The sequence below is a fragment of the Achromobacter sp. JD-1 genome, from assembly GCF_038594925.1.
Lineage (GTDB): Bacteria > Pseudomonadota > Gammaproteobacteria > Burkholderiales > Burkholderiaceae_B > Achromobacter > Achromobacter spanius_C.
In genome coordinates, this window is the sequence record NZ_JBCGCS010000005.1 from 27955 (window position 1) to 48657 (window position 20703).

Here is a 20703-nt window from a genome sequence, read left to right on the forward strand (position 1 = left end):
CCATCCGGATGACGTCATCCGAATGAGGCAAGCCAAATCCCACCATCCGAATCGCGACATCTGATCGCGCCTTGCGCTTAGTATTCCGCCGTGATGTGGCCATCGGCGACCACCTTCGCATACACCGCCGTCTGCGCCTTGATGAAGGCGCGGAATTCATCTTGGCTCATCGGCTGCACTTCACCGCCCAGATCGCGGATGCTGGCCACGAACTTCTGGTCACGCAGGGCATTGCCGATGGCGCTGGCCAGCTTCTGCTGCGTTTCGGGCGGCGTGCCGGCCGCCACGAACACGCCGAACCAGTTCTCCAACGCGTAATCCTTCAAGGGCGCGTATTCGGCCACGGCCGGGATGTCGGGTGCAAACGACGCGCGCTTGGCCGACGTCACCGCCAGCGGCTTGACCTTGCCGCTCTTGATGAAGGGCAAGGCGCCGGCCAGGCTGACGAAGGTCAGGTCCACGTTGCCCGAGGCCACGTCTACCAATTGCGCGGACGCGCCCTTGTAAGGCACGTGAACCATCTTGATGCCCGCCAGCGACTGCAGCAACTCGCCGTTCAGGTGCTGCGGGTTGCCCACGCCGCTGGTGGCGTAGGTAAGCTTGCCGGGATGCGCGCGGCCATAAGCCACCAGTTGCTCCACATTGGCCACCGGCAACGCAGGGGTGGCGAGCAGCACATTCGGCACCCTCGCAATCAAGGCGATCGGCACCAGATCCTTCTCCGGCTGGTATTGCATCTTGCTTTTGAACACCAGCGGGTTGATGGCGGTTTCGCCCGCCGATCCCAGCAGCAAGGTCGTGCCATCCGGCGCCGAGCGCACCACCGCCTGCGCGCCCAGCATGCCGCTGGCGCCCGGCTTGTTTTCCACCACCACTCCCTGCGGCATGTCGCCGCGCAGCTGTTCGGCCAACAAGCGCCCCATGCCATCCACGCCGCCGCCCGCGGCGAAGGGCACGATCAGGGTGATGGGTCGGCCGGCGTCGGCTGCGTGGGCGGAGCTGAAGGGCGCGGCCAAGGTCAGCGCCAAGGTCAGGGCAGCGCTAAGAAGTCGAGGGTGGGGCATGGTTAGTCTCCTGAGGTGGCCTGTTCATATGGCGGCCGGGTTTTTACTTAATTGCATTTTATATGTGCAATATGCAAAACTTGCAGCTATGGAAAACACCAATCCCCCGTTGCGCCACGTCCGCTTCACGCTGAAGGGGGTCGCCCAAACCTGCGTCGACCTGCCCGCGATGTTCGGCGCGGACTACTTTCGCCTGCCCGTCGTGCTGCGCCTGCTGCTGGAAAACGCCTTGCGCAACATGCAAGGCGACGAGCGCGACGCCGCCATATCCGCGCTGTTGCGCTGGCTGGACCACGGCACCAGCGACGCCGAGATCGCGTTTCAACCGGGCCGCGTGCTGATGCACGACACCACCAGCACCCCCGCCTTGGTGGACATTGCCGCCATGCGCGACGCGCTGGCCGAGGCCGGCCGCGACCCCGCCGTGCTGAACCCCGTGCTGCCCGTGGACGTCTCGATAGACCATTCGCTGGCGGTCGAAGCCTATGCGCAAGCCGACGCCGCCGCGCTGAACCTGAACCTGGAACTGCGCCGCAACGCCGAGCGCTACCGCTTCCTGCGTTGGGCCTCCAAGGCGCTGTCCAACGTGCGCATACACCCGCCGGGCACCGGCATCATGCACACCATCAACCTGGAACAACTGGCCACCGTGGTCTGCCTGGGCGCCGACGGCGCACTGTTCCCCGACATGATGATCGGCACCGACAGCCACACGCCCATGATCAACGGCATCGGCGTGCTGGGCTGGGGCGTGGGCGGGCTGGAAGCACAAACCGTGATGTTCGGCATGCCTACCCTGTTGCGCATACCGGATGTGATCGGCGTGCGCCTTACCGGCGCGCTAGCCCCGGGCGTGACGGCCACCGACCTGGCGCTGACCGTCACGCAACGCTTGCGCGCCATCGGCGTATCAGGTGAATTCGTGGAGTTCTTTGGCCCCGGCGTCAGCACGCTGTCGGCCGGCAGCCGTTGCGTGGTCGCCAACATGGCGCCCGAATACGGCGCCACCACTGGCTACTTTCCCATCGACGGCGCCACGCTGGACTACCTGCGCCAAACGGGTCGCAGCCAGGCGCACATCGAGCGCGTGGCCGCCTATGCGGAACACGCCGGCATCGCGTTCGACCCGCAAGCCGCGCCCCGCTACACCCGCGTGGTCGAAATCGCCCTGGACCAGGTCGGCATGCACGTGGCCGGCCCCAAGCGGCCGCAAGACCTGCACCCCTATGGGCAGACCAAAGCGATTCTGTCTGCGCTGAACTTCCAGCCGGCCGCGCCCGCGCAAGACGGCCTGCCGCGCTACCCCGTCGCCATCGCGGCCATTACCAGTTGCACCAATACGTCGGACCCGCGCCTGCTGATGGCGGCGGGGCTGCTGGCTCGCAAGGCGCGCCAAGCCGGGTTGCGCGTGCCCGCCTGGGTCAAGACATCGTTAGGCCCGGGCTCGCCCGCCGCCGCCGACTACCTGGCGCGCGCCGGTTTGCTGGACGACCTGGCGGCGGTGGGTTTTGACATCGTGGGCTATGGCTGCACCACCTGTATCGGCAATTCCGGCGCCCTGCCCGGCACGGTGCGCGACGCCATGGCAACCGGCGCGGTCCACCCGGTGGCGGTGCTGTCGGGCAATCGCAACTTCACCGGCCGCATCCATCCCGACCTGGACCTGGGCTTTCTGATGTCGCCGTCGCTGGTCATCGCCTTTGCGCTTGCGGGCGACGCCGAGCGCGACTTGAGCCAGGAGCCCGTGCAGAGCACGGCCGACGGCCGCGCCGTTCACCTGCGCGACCTATGGCCGGATGAGGCCGAGATCGACGCCGCGCTGGCGCAAGGCCTGCGGCCGGACGACTACCGCGCCGCCTTCAGGATCGCCAGCGCCAACCCCGCGTGGCAGGCCTTGCAATCGCCGGACAGCCCGCGCTTTCCGTGGGACCCCGCGTCTACGGCGCTGCGGCGTCCGCCCTTTGCATCGGTGGACGAAGCCGGCCAATTGGGCCGGTACATTGCCCACCCGCTGCTGGTGTTGGGCGACGACGTCACCACCGACCACCTGTCGCCCGCCAGCGCCATTCCGCCCGACAGCCTGATTGCCGACTTTCTCGTGGCGCGAGGCGACGACCGCAACGACCTGAACGTATTCGCGTCCCGCCGGGGCAATTGGGAAGTGATGATGCGCGCGGCGTTCTACAGCAAGAGCCTGGTGAACCGGCTTTGCCCCGACACGCCCGCGGGCCACACGCGGCATGCGCCCAGCGGCCGCGTGGAACCCATCTGGGAAGCCGCCGCGCAGTACCGTCAGGACCAGCAGCCGGTGGTGCTGCTGGCCGGTGCGCGCTTTGGCACGGGCTCATCGCGTGACTGGGCCGCCAAGGGCCAGCGGCTGCTGGGCATCCGCGCCGTGCTGGCGGTAAGCGTTGAACGTATCCACCGTTCGAATTTGATCGGCATGGGCATCCTGCCGCTGCGCCTGCCGGACGGCGTCACGCCCGACACGCTGGCCGTGCAGTCCGGTGACCGCATTGAAATCGACGCACCGGCTGATGCGCTGGCGCCACGGATCCCGGTGCCCGTACGCATACTGCGGGCCAACGGCACCGTGGACGCGTTGTGCGCTACGGCCGCCGTGGAAACGCAGTTGGAGGTGCGCCTGTTGCGGATGGGCGGCGTCATTCCCGCTATCCTGTCGGATATTCTTCGGCCAACAACCCGGCCAGCCACGCCCCCGACAGCCACGCCCCCATGAGCGCGCAAACCAATACCGTCACCAAAATCCTGGAATTGATCCGGCAAGACCGCCTGCCCGGCGGCGCCCACTTGACCGCACAAAAGCTGGCCGACCGGCTGCGCCTGTCGCGCTCGCCGGTCAACGATGCGCTGGGCGTGCTGGAGCAGCACGGCATCGTGGCGCGCAAGCCCAACCGTGGCTACTTCCTGCAGCAAGACTTCGACGCCCTGCCCGACGCCCCCGCCGACCTGGCCGAACTGGCGCCGCCTTCGGCCGATGACATCGTCACGCAAAGCTACTTCAAGCTGGCCGACGAGCTGCTGCGCGGCCAGCTGCCCATGCAATGCAGCGAAGCGCAATTGCGTGTGCGCTATGCGCTGACCAATGCGCAGACGCAGGCGTTGCTGGCGCGCGTATCGCAGGAAGGTTGGGCGCAGCGCCGGCCCGGGTACGGCTGGGAATTTTCGTCCATGATGACGACGCCTGACAGCCTCTTGCAGTCGTACCGCCTGCGCTTGGCGCTGGAGCCGGCCGCCCTGCTGGAACCTACGTTCCGCATCGAGAAAAGCGTGATCGAACGCTGCCGCGCCGCTGAGCGGCATCTGCTGGATGGCGGTATCGCCACCGACACGGCCGACCAATTGCATGAGCGTGGCGTACGTTTTCATGAGTCGCTGGTGGAAGCGTCCGGCAACCCGTTTTTCATCGACACGATCAAGCGCGTCAACCGCGTGCGCCGGTTGCTGTCGTACCGCTCCATGCAGGACCGCAGCCGCTATCAGCAGCATTGCGATCAGCATCTGGCCATTCTTGATTTGCTGGAACGTGAACGCAACGACGAGGCCGCGGCCGCCTTGTCCAGCCATTTGCGCAGCACGCTGGACAACCTGGCGCGCATCAGCGGCATCCTGGTTTCCCCGGCCTGAAACGCGAAGATTTTCAAAGGCAAGCCCATGCACGTCTATATCGGCTCTCGCACCACACGTGAACGCAATGCGCGCGGCGACGGCATCAGCGTCTACGCCTACGCCGCGGACACCGGCGCGCTGACGCTCACGCAGGTGGTCGGCGGCTTGGTCAATCCGTCATATCTGCTGCCCCATCCGGCGCTGCCCGTGCTGTACACCGTACACGGCGACAGCCAGGAAGTCAGCGCGCTGCACCGCGATCCGCAAAGCGGCGCGCTTACCCCCTGGCATCAACAACCGTGCCAAGGCCGCAATCCGGTGCATCTGGCCCTGGGTCCGTCCGGGCACTTTCTGATGGTGTCAAACCACTTGAGCGGTGCCTTGGCCGTGCTGCCCGTGGCGCACGATGGCGCGCTTGGCGCCGTGACGCAAACCGTTTCCATGCCGGGCGAACCCGGCCCGCACCGCAAAGAGCAGCCGTTCGCCAAACCGCACTACAACGTGGTGGACCCCACCGGACGCTACGTGGCGGTGCCCGACAAGGGGCTGGACCGCGTGTTCCTCTTTGCGCTGGACGAGCACGGCATCGGCGCGCAGCCGCACAGCGTGGCAAGCAGCCGCGAAGGCGCCGGCCCGCGCCATGCGGTGTTCCACCCCACCGGCCGCTGGCTGTATGGGGTGAACGAACTGGACAACACCGTGGCCGCCTACACGCTTGCGGGCGGCGCGTTACAGCCCTTCCAGGTGCTGCCCACGCTGCCGGACACCTACACCAGCAACAGCCGCGCGGCCGGCATCGCTCTGGACGCGCACGGCCATCACCTGTACGTGTCGAACCGGGGCGACGACAGCATCGCCGTGTTTCGCGCGGACCCGGCCAATGGCCGCCTGGCGCTGGTGCAGCACGTGCCGTCGGGCGGCAAGACGCCACGCTTTTTCACGCTGTCGCCCGACGGCCGCTTCCTGTTTGCCTTGAACGAAGACAGCGACACGCTGGTGCGTTTTCGGGTCGATGCGCAAGACGGCACGCTGACGCGCGACGGTCACGAACTTCGCATCGGCAGCCCGGTGTGCATGGTGTTCGCCCACCCGCAGGCCTGATGCCACGCGGCGGGCCTGGCGTTTGCGGATATGAAGTTCGTGACTCCGAGTTCGTGGCTCCGGGTTCGTGGCTCCAGCGCCCGTCAGAAATCCATCGACGCCGACAGCATCAGCGTGCGCGGCACGCCTTGCGAGATCGTGCCGTAGGACGCCACGCCGGACCAGTACGCGCGGTTGGTCACGTTGACGAGGTTGGCCCGCAAGGTCACGTCCTTGCCCTGGATGCGGGTGGCGTAGCGCGCGCCCAGATCGAAGGTGGTCCATGACGGCACCGATTGCGTGTTGGCCTGATTGATGTACTCGCGCCCGGTGTAGACCATGCCGCCCGTCAGCGTCAGGCCCGCCACCCACGGCGTGTCCCATTCGGCGCTGAGGTTGGCCGAGAACCTGGGCACGCCCACCGGCTGATTGCCCAGCGTGGCGGCGCTGTTGGTGCGCGTGAGTTCGGCGTCCAGCCAGGTCACGCCCCCCAACAGGCGCAGGCCGCGCAGCGGCTCGCCGGACAGATTCATTTCCAGGCCTCGGTTGCGCTGTTCGCTGTCCGCGCCGTACACGCCGTTGGTCAACTGACCGCTGGGCTTGGTGATTTCAAAGGCGCTGACGCTCAGCATCGCGCTGTCGAATTCCATCTTCACGCCCACTTCCTTCTGGCGGGCCTTGTAGGGCTTGAACACCTGCCCGGCGTTGGACGCCGTGGCGGGCGCCACGTCGCCTTTGCTCAGCCCTTCGATGTAGTTGGCGTACAGCGACACATGGCTCCACGGTTTGACGACCAGGCCAGCCAGCGGGGTGGTGGCGCTTTCGTCGTAGCTGACGGTGCGCACGCCCGTCACCGCATTGAAGTTGCGCGATTCGATACGCTGCTGGCGCAGGCCCAGCGTCAGTTGCGCGCGTTCGTCCAGGATGCTCATCGTGTCCGCCAGCGCCACGCCGGACAGGTCCGACGACGATACCTTGGGCACGTTGCGCGGCGCGGGGATGTGCTGCTCGGGGCGCGTAATGGGTTGATAGATGTTGGACGTAAGCGGCGTGCCCGACACGCTGGCCTGCGAGTTGCGGTCGCTGTACAGACTGCCCATGACGCTGATGGCGTGGCGCACGGGCCCCGTGTCCAGCTTGGCGCGCAGGCCGGCGTTGTACGTGCTGCGTTCCACCTTGAAGCGGAAGTTGTTTGGCGTCACCACCGTGTCGCCCGCGCCGTTCACGATGGTGGGCGTCTGGTCCGACAGACGCGACACATCCGTGTCCGAGCCGCCGGCATCGGCGAACACGGTCAGGCGGTCGCTGATGTCGTATTCCACGCGCAGCAGCGCCGACTGGCCGTCGGACTTCCACCAGCCCCAGGGCTGCGTGGCGTTGCGGCGGCCATCGGCGGCGCGCGGCACGTCAATGCCCGCAGCCACCAGGAAGGGGCGCGTAGGCGCATCCACTTTTTCGTGTTGCGTCAACAGATCCAGCGACGCACGCAGGCGTTCGCCCTGGTAGTCCAGCGACAAGGCGCCGATGTCGGTGCGCGAATACAGATTGTCCAGCGGCGTGTCGCCCTGACGATGCATGCCGTTGATGCGCACGCCCCATTCACCGTCGTTGCCGAAGCGCCGGCTCAGGTCTACCCGGCCGCCAAACTGCGAGCTGCCCACGTAGTCAGCGGACAGCCGCGTCAGGTCTTGCGGCAGCGAACGCTTGGGCACCATGTTGATCACCCCGCCCACGCCGCTGTTGGGCGACATGCCATACAGCAAGGCGGCGGGCCCTTTCAGGACTTCCACACGTTCGATGTAGTCGGTAAAGACGTGGTAGTTCGGCGCCACGCCATACACGCCGTCGAACGCGATTTCGCCCAGGTTGCCTTCGCCGATGGGAAAGCCGCGGATATAGAACGAATCGGTCACGCCGCCGATCTGTCCGGTAAAGCGCACGGACGGCTCGGCGTTCAGCGCGTCGGCCAAGGTCACCGCCTGGCGGTTGGCCAGCAATTCCGAGGTGTAGCTGGTGATGTTGAACGGCGTGTCCATAACGTCGCGATTGCCCAGGAAACCCATGCGGCCGCCTCGCGCCACCTGCCCGCCCGCGAATTCCGGCGGCAAGCTGGACGCGCTGATGCCCGATCCCGCCACCGTGATGCTGGGCAGCAGCGTGGCCACGCCGCCGTCTGCCTGGGGCAGCTTCTGCAAGGAATACGCGCCCGCGCCCTGTTCCGCCACGGCGTAGCCGGAGCCGCCCAGCAAGCGCGCGAACCCTTCCTGCACGGTATACGACCCGGACAGGCCGTCACTGCGCTGACCCGCCAGCAACGCGGGGTCAAACGACAGCGGCACGCCCGCCGCCGCCGCGAATTGCGCCAGCACATCGCCCAATGGGCCTGGGCCGATGGCGTAGGGCTTGCGCCCATCGGCGGCGGCCGACGCGCCCGCGGCTTCGGCCGCGGTGGCCGGCGCGGGCGCGCCCGCCACGGCCAATAGCATCACGCTGATGCCGGCGGCCTGCCTCATTGCCGCCCGGGGCGACAGGGTGGCCGCGCCACGGGGCAGGCGCTGCGAACGGGAATTTCGGGAAACCATGAAACGATCCTTCGTAGGGGACGGGGTGGCTCGCGTGTCGCGACGATTCACCCGGTACACCGGACGAGGCGCAGAAAAGGCTCAATCAGAAGGCGATTAATTTGTAACGCCCGCGCGGGGCGCGATCGTGGTCCAGTAGGGAGTCACGCGGCTGATGCGTACCGGCAACGTTTTTTCCAGCAGGCGCAGGCTGCCGTCGATATCGGCCAGCGGGAACGCGCCCGATACGCGCAGCCCGGCCACCGCCGGATCGCAACGCAACACGCCCCGGCGATAACGGCCCAACTCAGCCGCCAGATCAGCCAAGCGCCAATTGCGCACGGCCAGCATGCCCTGCTCCCACGACGCTGATGCAGCGTCCACCGTCGACAAGGCTTGCACGGCGCTCGCGGTGAACACCGTGTGCTGTCCGGCGGGAAGGGTCACCGCGGCAACGCCCGCGTCTTGCGGCTGAATCTGGACGGCGCCTTCGAAGACGGCCACGCGGATGCTGCCGCCATCGTCGCGCACCATGAAGCGGGTGCCCAGCGCGCGTATCGTCCCTTGCGAGGTGCGCACGATAAAGGGCCGATACACGGGCGAAGGATCCCGGCCAGTGGTCAGCAGGATCTCGCCCGCGCGCAGCCACAGCACACGCGCGCTGGGGCTGTATTCGATATCGACCGCGCTGGCCGTGTTCAGCAGCAGGCGCGTGCCGTCGGCCAGATCCATCTGCCGCCGTTCGCCCGTGGCGGTGCGCGCGTCTGCCGCCCATTCGCGCCAGGGCAGCGTGCGCCAGCCAGCCAGCGCCGCTGGCCCCAGCACCAGCAGCGCGCCCAGCGCCCGCACGGCTTGTCGGCGGCCGACGCGGCTGCAATGCTGATCGGCCCGGCGCAAGGTATCGCGCACGACCTCGGGCGGCACCTGCCCAAAGCCGCGCAACATGGCTTCCACCCGCGTCCAGGCCGCGCCATGCGCCGCGCTGCGGGTGCGCCAGCGGTCGAAGTCCGCGCGGTCGGCGGCGGACAAGGTTTCGGATTGAAAGCGCACCAGCCAGCCGGCTGCCTGTTCCAGGATGATGGGGTCGATGGCGGAGTCCATGGCGACGCTCATGCCGCGTGCACCTGGTAGGCAATCAGGCAGGCCGTCAATGCACGCTGCATATGGCGCTTGACGGTGGCCAGCGACACCCGTTCCCGCACCGCGATGTCGGCATACGCCATGCCCTCGAACTGCGACAGCAGGAAGATATTGCGGGTCTTTGCGGGCAGGGTCCGCAAGGTGGCGTCGATGGCGTGCAGGGTCTCAAGAATTTGCGCACGCACTTCGGGCGACGGCGCCTCGCGAGCGGGCAGATGGGCAATGGCGGCCAGATAAGCGTCTTCCAGCGCGCGGCGGCGCCAGTGGTCCACGACCAGGCCTTTGGCGATGTGGGTCAGCAGGGCCCGCGGTTCGGGTCCCGCATCCTGGCGACGCGCGCTGATCAAGCGTACGAAGGTATCGTGCGCCAGGTCGGCGGCGTCAAACGAGTTGCCCAGCTTCTTGCGCAACCACATCGACAGCCAGCCGTGGTGGTCACGATAGAGCTTCGTGACGGACTCGGCGGTAGGGGATTCGGAGGCAGACAAGACGCACCTGACGCAATATCGTAAATGGGAACGATTTTTATTTTATTCTTTTTTTCCCGCTGGCTTCCAGCCTGCGCCGCATGCCGTTGGCGCCCTGCTGTCCGGCCCGTCGTATCGCTTAACTTCATAGAGGCGCTCGGATAGAATCAAGCACCTCTCAAGCCCCTATCCCACCGTAGACGTCGCCATGCAGAACCCACCTTTCGAGCCCTCTTTTCTTGCTGGCGGCGGCGAGATGGGCAAACGGGTAGCGGCCTACGATTGGGCCGCCACGCCGCTCGGGCCCTTGGCCGCCTGGCCCCCCTCTTTATGCGTGGCCGTCGGCATGGTGATGTCGTCCCGCTTTCCGTGCTGTCTGGTCTGGGGCCGCGAACTCATCACCCTCTACAACGACGCCTTCCGGCCGATTCTGGGCGCCAAGCCCGAAGCGCTGGGCCGTCCTTTCAGCGATGTCTGGAGCGAGGCCTGGCCCATGATCGGCCCCATCGCCGACCGCGCGTTCGCGGGCGAGGCCACCTTCATCGAAGACTACCCGGTGGTCATCCAGCGGTTTGGCCAAGCCGAAGAAGCCACCTTCACCTTTTGCTACAGCCCGGTGCGCGATGAGCATGGGGTGGTGGTCGGCATGATGGACACCGTCATCGAAACCACGTCGCGGGTGCAAGCCGAACGCGCGCAGGCGGAAGCCTTGCGGCAGGCCGAAGACACGCTGCGCCAAAGCCAGAAGATGGAAGCCGTGGGCCAACTGGCGGGCGGGCTGGCGCACGATTTCAACAACTTGCTGATGGGCATCGCGGGCAGCCTTGAGCTGATCCGACTGCGTCTTGCGCAGCAGCGTCTGGACGAGCTGGAACGCCACATTGACGTCGCGCAGCGCGGCACGGAAAAGGCCGCCGCCCTGACCCACCGGCTGCTGGTGTTCTCGCGCAATCAGCCGCTGTCGCCGCAAGCGGTGGACATCAACCACCTGGTGCACGGCATGGAAGACCTGGTGCGCCGCAGCGTGGGGCCGGGGATTGCGCTGGACCTGGCCTGCGAACCACGGCTTTGGCCCGCCTGGGTTGACCCGCACCAATTCGAAAACGCCCTGCTCAACCTGTGCCTGAACGCGCGCGACGCCATGCAAGGACAGGGGCGGCTGGGCATCGAGACGGCCAAGGTCGCGCTGGACGCCGGGGCCGCGCGCGAACGCGACCTGCCCCCGGGCGACTACCTGCGCCTGACCGTCACGGACACCGGCTGCGGCATGACGCCGCAAACCGTGCAGCGCATTTTCGAACCCTTCTACACCACCAAATCGCCCGGCGAAGGCACCGGCCTGGGCTTGTCGATGATGTATGGCTTTGTGCGGCAGTCCGGCGGTCAGGTGCAGGTTGTATCGCGCCCGGGCGAAGGCACGGCGATGAGCCTGTACTTCCCGCGTTTCGACGGGGCGCTGACGCCGATGGAGTTGGCGGCGCGCCTGGAACCGCCACGCGCCGCCGCGGGCGCGACCGTATTGATCGCCGAAGACGACACCGCGGTACGCGCCGTCATGGTGGAAACGCTGGCCGAACTGGGTTATGCCGTGATCCAGGCCACCGACGGGGCCAGCGCGCTGCGCGCCTTGTCGGCCCCGGGCCAGATTGATCTGCTGATCTGCGATCTGGGCCTGCCCGGCCGCATGGATGGCCGCCAGGTCGTTGACGCGGGCCGGCTGTTGCGGCCCGCGCTGAAGGTGCTGTTCATTACGGGTTCCGGCTCGCAGACGCTGGCCGAAGCCGGCGTCCCCACCCTGCCCAAGCCTTTCGCGCTGGACGAGCTGGCGCGCAAGGTGCACCTGCTGATGGGGGCTTAGCCGGGCGCCCGCCTCCTTATAGCTTGGGTGCGTAGCGGAACGTCAGCATGAAGTTGCGCGGCTGGCCGTAGTAGTTGTTGCCGCCCAGCGTGTTGTACGACGGCACGTAGTACTTCTTGTCGAACACGTTGTTGACGTTCAGGCCGATGCTGAGTTCCGGCGTGGCCTGATAGCCCACACGCGCGTTCCAGACGGTAAAGCCGGCCAACTTGAATTCGCGGTCCGAGCTGATGGTGGCGGTTTGCGTGTTGACGCCCGCGCCCACGCTCAGGCGGTTCATCATGCCCGGCAGCTTGTAGTTGGCCCACAGGCGCAGCATGTGCTTGGGCGTCCAGGTGTTGAAGACCTGGCCTTTGTTGTCGGGGTCTTCCAGGTACTTGGTGGTGTTGTAGGTATAGCCCGCGTACAGCTCCAGGCCCTTCACCACTTCACCCGACACTTCCGCTTCCACGCCCTGGCTGCGCACCTTGCCCGACGCGCGCGAGCAATACCAGCCGTCGCACGCGAAGCCGGCGTCGTAGTCATTGACGGCGCGGTTCTTGTGGTCGTAGCGGAACAGCGCCAGCAGGGTGTTGACGCGGCCGTCGGCCAGTTCGCCCTTGATGCCCACTTCGTAGTTGTTACCTTCGATGGGCTTGAGCAGGCTGCCGTCCAGATTGCGTTGGGTTTGCGGTTCGAACACCGTGGTGTAGCTGGTGTAGGCCGACCAGTTATCCGTCAGCGAATAGACGATGCCGGCATAGGGAATGAACTTGCCCGATGTGTTGGACGTGGAAGTGCTGCCCGAGCCGGTGTAGGAATAGTCAAACCAGCCAACCCGGCCGCCGCCGATCAGCGCCAGGGACTCGGTGGGCTTCACACGCCAGGTGCCGTAGATGCCCTTCTGGCGGATGTCGTAGGCGCTGCGCGAATCGTAGCCGCTGGCCTCGACGATGGAATCGATGTCCTGCCAGGGGCGATGGTTATCGATGTCAAAGATATTGCCGCCCGTTTGCCAGGCGCGCGTGAAGCGGTCCTGCGTGGTCAGCTTGGAATAGTTGGCGCCCAGCACCACTTCCTGCTCCATGCCCAGCGCCGTGAAGTTGCCGCTGACCGACATGTCCAGCCCGCGCTGCTTGCTGGCGAAATCCACACCGAAGTTGCCGTAGGACAAGCCGCTGCCGTCGGGCTGCACTTCGCCCGCCACACGCTGGTGCACCGTCGTGTTCTTTTCGTTCATGGCCACGCCGGCCAGGCGGAAGCGCCAGGCGTCGTTGAAGCGATGCGTGACGTCGGCGTTGAAGATGGTCTGGTCGTTCTTGGCGCGGTTCCAGGTAGAGCCGGTAAAGGTGGAACGCGGCAGGTCGATGTCGCCGCCGTCCGCATAGCGTGGGTAGCCCACGATCATCGGGCGCGAACGGCTGTAGCGGTTGCTGATGCCGATACCCACCGTGGTGTCTTCGGTCACGTCGAAGTCCAGCGCGGCATACAGGTTGCGCGTCTTGTCCCACACGTAGTCGATGTAGGAATGGCTTTGGTCTTCATCGACCACGACGCGGCCGCGCAGCGTGCCCGCGTCGTTCAGCGGGCCGCCCGCGTCCAGCGTCAGGCCGTAGTGGTCCCAAGAGCCGGCCTTGCCCGACAGCACCACCGACGGTTCGGCGCCGCCGCGCTTGCGCACCAGGTTGATCGCGCCGCCAGGGCTGCCCGCGCCTTGCAGCAGGCCGGCCGCGCCGCGCAGGATTTCCACGCGGTCGTAGAACACCAGCGAGTCCTGCTCCCAGTTGCCCAGGCTGTAGCTGTTGCGCAGCAAGGCCACGCCGTCGTATTGCAGCTGGTCCACCGGAAAGCCGCGTGCATTGATCGACACGCCCGGCCCCACGCCTTGCACGCCCACCATGCCGGCCGTGTTGTTGACGGCGTCGGGCAGGCTGGTCATGATCTGATCGTCCATGCGCTGGCGCGTCAGCACGGTGACCGATTGCGGAATGTCCTTGAGCGCCTGCGTGGTCTTGCCGATGGTGATGGCGGGCGAGGTATACGAGCCGGTGCCGTCGGTGGTGGGGTTGTAGCTGCCCGTGACCGTTACCGGCGCCAGCGTCGCGGCCTGCCCGGCGGCCGGCGCCTGCTGCAAGCGGTATCCGCCTTCGGCCCGGGCAACGGCCTGCAAGCCGGTGCCGGCCAGCAACTGGGCCAGCGCCGCGTCCACCGGGTACGTGCCGGACACGCCACCGGTGCGCGCGCCCGCCGCCAGCGCCGGGTCAGACGCCACCATGACACCGGCCTGCATGCCGAACGCGCCGAGGGCCGCGCCCAGCGGGCCGGGCGGGATATCAAACGTGATCGATTGGCGCAGGGGCGCTGTCGGTTGGGATTGGGATTGGGGCTGGGCTTGGGCTTGGGCCTGCACTGCCGACGACCACGGCGCGGCCAGCATGACCACGGGCAAGGCCACACGCAAGGCCAGGCTCAGGCGGGTGCGCGGCGACAAGCGGCGATGCGGCGAAGAGAGCTTGGCAAGTGACGCGTGGTCGGCACGCAGACGGACAAGCGACGGGCGGGCAAGCCACTCTGCGCGGGCAGGACGAGAAGACATGTAGAGATTTCCTGGCTCATGAAGGAAGAACGCAGACTCGGCGGGGAGAGGCATCCGGGCTGCTTTCCTTACATGACGCGCTGATTCGGGACTTACGCCGTTCCGGTTACAAATCAATCGCGGGCGGGCGAACGGGACGGCGGGCTCAGGCCAACCCCACCGTGACCCAATAGCGGGTGTATTGCCGCACGCGCACGGGCAACACCTCTTGCAGCATGGCCAGCACCTTGTCACTGTCGGCCAAGGGGAATGCCCCGACCACGCGCAATGCGCCGGCCTCGTCCGAACAGCTCAGCCGGCCGGGCCGATAGCGCGCCAGTTCTTGCAAGAACGCGGCCAGCGGCATCTCGTTGGCAATCAACATGCCGTTGATCCAGGCGGAGGTGGCCGGTTCCAACTTCTGCAACGCAAAGACGCCCGTGGCCGACACCTCGGCCTGTTCCCCCGCATGCACGCGTCGGGGCGGATCGGCCGGGTCCAGGCCGCGCACATCCACCGCGCCTTCCAGCACCGCAACGCGCACCCCTGCCCTGCCTCCCTGGCTGTCGTCCAGGTCGCGCACCAGAAACCGCGTGCCCACCGGCGTCAGGATACCGCCGCGCGTGCGCACCGCGAACGGTCGGCCTCGTGGGTCTTGCGCGGTCGTTACCAGGATTTCGCCTTCCAGCAGCACCACTTCGCGTTGGCTGGCGGTGTAGCGCAGGTCCACGGCGCTGGCGGTGTTCAGTTCCAGCCGCGTGCCGTCCGGCAAGGTCAGCGCGCGCCGTTCACCGGTGCCGGTACGCAGGTCGGCGGCCAGGCGAACAATGGCGCCGCGTTCACCCACCACCCACGCGCCCAAGCCTAAGGCCGCGGCCGACACCATCCAGCGCATGGCGTTGCGGCGCGACTGGATCAGCGGCGCCTGCCGTAGCGTGCGGGCGGCAACCTCGTGACCCGCTTCAGCCACGCCCAGGTCCACATCGCGCGTCAAGGCCACCAGCCGCAGCCAGGCCAGTTCATGCGCGGGCTGAGCCTGCCGCCACCGTTCGAACCGCAGGCGGGTGTCGTCGCAGGCGCCTTCGCGCAACCGCGCCCACCAGTCAGCGGCCTCACGCACGATCTTGGGATCGATACGGCCCGCTTCCGGCGCATGCGGGCGCAGCAACTTGGCGCTGTCCATGGGTTCTGGGTTTACACAGGGGTTCACACGTTGGTTCACCGTTTGTTCACCCGTACACCGCCGTGTAGCAATGCACCAAGGCGCGCGCCAGCGACTTCTGCACGGCGTTGACCGTCAGGCCCAATTGCTGGCCTATGTCGGCGTACGACATGCCATCGACCTGCGCCATCAGGAAAATGCGGCGGCTGGTCATGGGTAGCGTGTCCAGCAATTCGCAGATTTGCTCCAGCGCTTCCAAAATCAAGGCGCGCGATTCCACCGACGGCTCCACCGCCACCGGCTGCAACGCCAGCGATTCCATGTAGGCCGTCTTGATCGCCGCGCGACGGGCGCGGCCGATCAACAGGCGCGTGGCGATGGTGCGCAAGTAGGCACGCGGCTCGCTTAGCGGTTCCCGCACATTGGCGCGTATCAGCCGTTCAAAGGTGTCGTGCGCCACATCGGCCGCATCGGACGCATTGCCCAGCTTGCGCAGCAGCACGCCGCGCAACCACTGGTGGTGCGCCTGATAGACGGATTGCACTTCGGCATGAGGAGCGAAGGATGAGGATGGCATGGCGGCGCCCCGGCGTCACCGCCAGAATCCCAAACAAAATGAAAATGATTCGCAATTATAAGTATCTTTGAATCGTTTTCAAGATGGGGAATCCGGGCGCGGGCGGAACGCGTCCCGAGGGCGTGGCGGAATGATCGTGCCGACGTGCGGCGTGTGGCGGAATGTAGGATGGGTGCAGCGCGGGTTGGCGTCGGCAAGAAGATAGCGCCGATCGCGCGAAACCCATCACGCGCCTTCTGGCTGATTCCGTTGCGAATTCAACGTTGCTTGATGGGTTTGCGCGTTGTGCGATCTCTTTCTTCTTCAGACAATCTCGCGCTACACCCATCCTACGATCGTGCCTGCACACGGCGGAACGATCGTGTCGGCATAAGGCGGAATGATCGCGTCGGCACGCGACGGAATGATCGTGCCGGCACATGGCGGAATGATCGCGTCGGCACGCGACGGAATGATCGTGTCGGCACATGGCGGAATGATCGCGTCGGCACGCGACGGAATGGTCGTGCCGGCATGTGGCGGCATGATCGTGTCTGCATGCGGCGGAACAACCGCGTCGGCATACGGCGCAATGATCGCGTCGACACGCAACGGGATGGTCGGGTCGGCACGCGGCGGAACGACCACGTCGGCACGTGGGGGAACGATCGTTTCGGTACACGGCAGAATGATCGTGCCGGCGCACGGCGGAACGATCGTGTCGGCATACGGTGGAATGATCGCGTCGGCACGCGACGGAATGGTCGTGCCGGCACGTGGCGGCATGATCGTGTCTGCATACGGCGAAACAACCGCGTCGGCATGCGGCGCAATGATCGCGTCGACACGCAACGGAATGGTCGTGTCGGCACGCGACGGAATGATCGTGCCTACACGCGACGGAATGATGTACCGACTCGCGCCGGCACTCGGAATGTAGGATGGGTGCAGCGCGGGTTGGCCTGGGCAAGAAGATTGCGCCGATCGCGCGGAACCCATCATCCCGCCCCATCACCCCATCCCCCCATCCCCGCCTTGTCAGAACTTCGCCGTCAGGTTCACGAACACGCTTCTGGGTTCGCCGTAATACACCTGACTCGCCACGCCGCCCAGGTAGTACTTCTTGTCGAACAAATTATTCACGTTCAACTGCGCCGACAAGGCCGAGCTGAAGTCATACCGCGCCATCAGGTTGTAAATCGCATAGGCCTTTTGCTTGGCGGTGACCGTATCGCTGCCCGCGCTGACCTGGCTATACGTTGAAATCTGCCAGTTGACGCCGCCGCCTACGGTCAGTTTGTTCCAGTCGCCGGGCAAGCGGTAGGTGGTGAACAGCTTGGCCATTGCTCTCGGGCGCTCGGTGTTCACGGACACGCCCCGGGCATCGCGGCTGGTGTAATACGTGCCGCCCGCGTAGGCGTTCCAGCCGGGCGCCAGCATGCCGCTCACTTCCAATTCCACGCCCTTGGTCGTGACGCCGTCGGCGGTGGTGTAGGCCTGCTCGAACGATCCCGGCACCAGCGCGTCGCCGTCCAGCACCGCGACCTTGCTCTGCTTGACCTTGAACAGCGCAATCGACGTGTTCAACCTGCCGTCCAGGTATTCGCCCTTCACGCCCACTTCGTAGTTCTGGCCTTGCACCGGGTCCAGGTAATTGCCGTTGCGGTCGCGGTTCTCCTGCGGCTGGAAGATATCCGTATAGCTGACGTAGGTGGAATACGTGTCGTTGATGTCGTAGACCACGCCCGCGTAGGGAATGAACTGCGAATCTTTCTGGTCTCGCGTGTCGGACTTGGATTGCCAGGTGGCGTAGCGCCCGCCCGTAATGGCGGTAAGGCGGTCGGTCAGCGACCAGCGGACGGCGGCATACACGCCCTTTTGATGCGTAACCGTGCCGCGCAGGGTCGCGTCTGTCCACGCGGGTTGGGCGAACGAGCCGTCCCATTGGTAGAAGTTGCCGGTGCTGGCGAGCGACGCGCTATCGAAGCCGTAGCGGTAGAAGTCTTCGCCATAGCGGCTGCGCATGGCGCCCACCACCGCTTCGTGCTTGCGGCCCAGCAGGCTGAACGGGCCCTTGGCCTGCACGTCCAGCGAGGTCTGCTGCGCGTAGGAATTCCAGTAGCCCGGCAGCGCCCGCAGGCCCGTGCCCGTCTCGCGGTCCAGCGCGCCGTACAGGTACAGCAGCTTGGCGTCGTACTTGCTCTTGCGCTGCGACCAGTCCGCGCGCACTTCCCAGTCGCTGTCAAAGCGGTGCGACAGCGTGGCGAACATGGTCTGGTTGGTGGTGTGCCAATACGTCCAGTCCGCCGCCGTGGTCTTGGAGCGCCGCCAGTCGGTGGCGGTACCGTCGCTGAACACCACGGGCAGGCTGCCCCAGGTCGAGCCGCGCGGACGCTTGTCCTGGTAGTCCGCGCCCACGCTCAAGGTGGTGTTGGGTGTGAGGTCGGCGTCGATCACGCCGTAGAACACCTTCTTGTTGGCCTGGTAGAGGTCGATATAGGAATCGCGGCCCTGGTACAGCGCGACCATGCGGGCGCGCACTGTGCCTGCCTCGTTCAGCGGCGTGGTCATGTCCAGCGTGCCGCGATACTGGTTCCACGATCCAAAGCCCGCGCTGACCGAGCCCGTGAAGGTCTTGCTGTTGGCGTGCTTGCGCACCAGGTTGATCGACGCGCCGGGGTTGCCCGCGCCGGTCATCAAGCCCGTTGCGCCGCGCACCACTTCAATGCGGTCGTAGATGAAGGAATCGTTATCGGATTCGCCATACATCGACAGGCCGATGGTAGTGGGCACGCCGTCGTATTGCAGGCTGTCGATGTAGAAACCGCGCGACCAGAAGTCGGTGCGGTCGGTGTCTTCGCTGACCACCTGCACGCCCACCACGTTGCCCATCACCTCATCCAGCGAACGCATGTTCTGATCATCGATGCGCTGGCGCGTCACCACGCTGACGGACTGCGGCGTCTCGCGCAGCGACAGCGTCAGGCCGGTGGCCGCCGACGAGGCCGGCGTGGTGTAGGAACCCGTGCCCTCGGTCACTGCCGGATCTGAATTGCCCAGCACCGTCACCGGCGCCAGGCTGGCCACGCCAGCGTCGCGCGCCAGGATGATGCTGTCGCCTTGCCAGCGGTACGTCACGCCCGTGCCTTGCAGCAGACCGCGCAAGGCTTCTTCGGGCGCCAGGCTGCCGCGCAGCCCACGGGTGTTCAGGCCGGCGACCACGTCGGGCGCGTAGAACACGCGCACCTTGGTCTGGGCCGCCCATTGCAGCAGCGCGTCGCCCAAGGGTTGCGCGCCGATGTTGATCGACACCGGCGCGTTCTGCGCCTGCGCGGAATCCGGCATCACGCCCAGCCCCACTCCCAGCGCCAGGCTCAACGCCACCACCAGGGAAGAATGCATGAAGCGCGGGGCTGCGCTGGCGCGGCGCGGCGCCGCATGGGAATACCTGTGTGCAAAGAGAGTCACGACTACCTGCTGTTTCGGTTCAACGAGGGACGGGGGTGGCGGTGCCGGTCAAAGAAGCCTGGCGGCAGCGCCTTCCTTCGTAGAACGAATCAAACGCGGATAAACCTGAATCTCATTCCCATTTATTTTGTAACCGTGGCGGCGTCGCCAGGATTGGCGTGGCTGTTGGCATAGATGTCGATCGGCCCGCCGGGGCGCGGCATCAGCCGCACGGGCGCCACCGCGGGCAAGGCGTCGACCAGCGCCTCGGGCCGGTCCAGCGTAAACGAGGCTGACACCCGCAGGCGCCCCGCCTTATCGTCGGCGAGCCGCAGCGGCGTCGCCAGATAGCGGTTCATTTCCTGCACCACGTCGGCCAGCGGCGCGTTTTTGAACACCACGCGGCCATCGCGCCAAGCCGTGGCGGTCGACACATCGGCGGGCGCGGGCACGCCGATCGCGCCGCTGCCCGGCACGCGGATGCCATGGCCCGCCCGCAGCACCGCGTGGCCCAGGTTCCACCAATGGCCGCCCGACACCTGCACCGTGCCCGACTCCACCAGCACCCGCACCTGATCGGCGTCGCGGCGCACGTCGAACACCGTGCCCGTCACACGCACAACGCCGCTGCCGGCATCCACGGTAAACGGACGCGCCGCATCGGCGGCAACGGTGAAATTGATTTCGCCTTGGTCCAGCACCACGTCGCGGCGTTCGGCATACAGCCTGACCTGGGCGCGCGTGCCGCCGTTGACCTCCAGCACGGAGCCATCAGGCAAGCTCAGTTGGCGGCGTTCACCGCGTTCGGTGCTGACCAGGGTGGTAAACGTGGGCGCCTGCACCGGCATGCTCCACCACACGCCCAAGGCCGCCACGGCCACGGCCGCACAGGCCAGGGCAACGCGCAGGGAAAACAGGCGTTGGGATGGCGCTTGCCGCCGCCCCGCGCCCGGCCGCGCCGGCACCGGTCCGCCAAGCAGGGATTCCACCTGGCTGCGCGACAGGCCCGCCGCCGCGCTTCCCAACTGCTGCATGCGGTCGAACTCACGCGCCCCCTCGGGGTGTTCGCGCCGCCAACGGGCAAACGCGCGCCGGTCGCGGCGCGTCAGATCGCCCGAATGCCAGCGCGCGAACCACCACGCGGCGGTGGCGGGTTCGCGCGGTTCATCGCGGTTGTTCATGAA

At 66.5% G+C, this 20703-nt stretch carries 14 protein-coding genes; 4 read left to right on the forward strand and 10 right to left on the reverse strand.

Annotated elements, in window-relative coordinates; genetic code table 11:
• Nucleotides 1-77 precede the first annotated feature (77 nt).
• The gene (locus WBR68_RS09810) at nt 78-1064 is read right to left on the reverse strand and encodes a Bug family tripartite tricarboxylate transporter substrate binding protein (RefSeq protein WP_050450167.1); all 987 of its coding nucleotides are present in this window, start codon (nt 1062-1064) and stop codon (nt 78-80) included.
• Nucleotides 1065-1152: 88 nt separating this feature from the next.
• On the opposite strand from WBR68_RS09810, the gene acnA reads away from it, so the two are divergent.
• The 3 genes from acnA to WBR68_RS09825 are packed head-to-tail and all read left to right on the forward strand — an operon-like array spanning nt 1153 to nt 5795.
• Complete coding sequence (gene acnA, locus WBR68_RS09815) at nt 1153-3804, forward strand: aconitate hydratase AcnA (RefSeq protein ID WP_230694084.1); 2652 nt, start codon at nt 1153-1155, stop codon at nt 3802-3804.
• Nucleotides 3801-4712 carry a GntR family transcriptional regulator gene (locus WBR68_RS09820; RefSeq protein WP_050450165.1) on the forward strand — a complete coding sequence of 304 codons (912 nt, stop codon included), beginning with the start codon at nt 3801-3803 and terminating at the stop codon, nt 4710-4712. The genes acnA and WBR68_RS09820 overlap by 4 nt, the downstream gene beginning before the upstream one ends.
• Before the next feature lie 27 nt (nt 4713-4739).
• Nucleotides 4740-5795: a lactonase family protein gene (locus WBR68_RS09825; protein WP_050450164.1), complete on the forward strand. Its 1056-nt coding sequence runs from the start codon at nt 4740-4742 to the stop codon at nt 5793-5795.
• Between the two features lie 83 nt (nt 5796-5878).
• Here the strand turns inward: WBR68_RS09825 and WBR68_RS09830 are convergent, their stop codons facing one another.
• The 3 genes from WBR68_RS09830 to WBR68_RS09840 all read right to left on the reverse strand — a co-directional run bounded on the left by WBR68_RS09830 (nt 5879) and on the right by WBR68_RS09840 (nt 9963).
• Nucleotides 5879-8356 carry a TonB-dependent receptor gene (locus tag WBR68_RS09830; RefSeq protein WP_230694085.1) on the reverse strand — a complete coding sequence of 826 codons (2478 nt, stop codon included), beginning with the start codon at nt 8354-8356 and terminating at the stop codon, nt 5879-5881.
• A 96-nt stretch (nt 8357-8452) separates the two neighbouring features.
• Nucleotides 8453-9448 carry a FecR domain-containing protein gene (locus WBR68_RS09835; RefSeq protein ID WP_230694086.1) on the reverse strand — a complete coding sequence of 332 codons (996 nt, stop codon included), beginning with the start codon at nt 9446-9448 and terminating at the stop codon, nt 8453-8455.
• A complete protein-coding gene (locus tag WBR68_RS09840; protein ID WP_050450117.1) occupies nt 9445-9963 on the reverse strand; it encodes a sigma-70 family RNA polymerase sigma factor in 519 nt (172 codons plus the stop codon). The genes WBR68_RS09835 and WBR68_RS09840 overlap by 4 nt, the downstream gene beginning before the upstream one ends.
• Before the next feature lie 187 nt (nt 9964-10150).
• Between WBR68_RS09840 and WBR68_RS09845 the strand changes: the two genes are divergently transcribed.
• Nucleotides 10151-11800, forward strand: a complete 1650-nt coding sequence (locus WBR68_RS09845; RefSeq protein ID WP_083447573.1) for an ATP-binding protein — start codon at nt 10151-10153, stop codon at nt 11798-11800.
• 16 nt (nt 11801-11816) lie between these two features.
• Here WBR68_RS09845 and WBR68_RS09850 read toward each other — a convergent pair whose 3' ends face one another.
• From WBR68_RS09850 to WBR68_RS09875, 6 genes are all read right to left on the reverse strand, one after another.
• Nucleotides 11817-14375 (reverse strand): TonB-dependent siderophore receptor, encoded by a 2559-nt coding sequence (locus WBR68_RS09850; protein ID WP_230694087.1) that lies wholly within the window; start codon nt 14373-14375, stop codon nt 11817-11819.
• 145 nt (nt 14376-14520) lie between these two features.
• A complete protein-coding gene (locus tag WBR68_RS09855; protein ID WP_230694088.1) occupies nt 14521-15537 on the reverse strand; it encodes a FecR domain-containing protein in 1017 nt (338 codons plus the stop codon).
• Nucleotides 15538-15583: 46 nt separating this feature from the next.
• A complete protein-coding gene (locus tag WBR68_RS09860) occupies nt 15584-16093 on the reverse strand; it encodes a sigma-70 family RNA polymerase sigma factor (protein WP_230694089.1) in 510 nt (169 codons plus the stop codon).
• A gap of 318 nt (nt 16094-16411) precedes the next feature.
• Nucleotides 16412-17074, reverse strand: coding sequence for a hypothetical protein (locus tag WBR68_RS09865; protein WP_230694090.1), 663 nt, complete (start codon nt 17072-17074; stop codon nt 16412-16414).
• A 36-nt stretch (nt 17075-17110) separates the two neighbouring features.
• Nucleotides 17111-19474 carry a ferric-rhodotorulic acid/ferric-coprogen receptor FhuE gene (gene fhuE / locus WBR68_RS09870; protein ID WP_230694091.1) on the reverse strand — a complete coding sequence of 788 codons (2364 nt, stop codon included), beginning with the start codon at nt 19472-19474 and terminating at the stop codon, nt 17111-17113.
• 188 nt (nt 19475-19662) lie between these two features.
• On the reverse strand, nt 19663-20700 hold the full coding sequence (locus WBR68_RS09875; protein WP_230694092.1) for a FecR family protein: 1038 nt from the start codon (nt 20698-20700) through the stop codon (nt 19663-19665).
• Nucleotides 20701-20703: the final 3 nt, after the last annotated feature.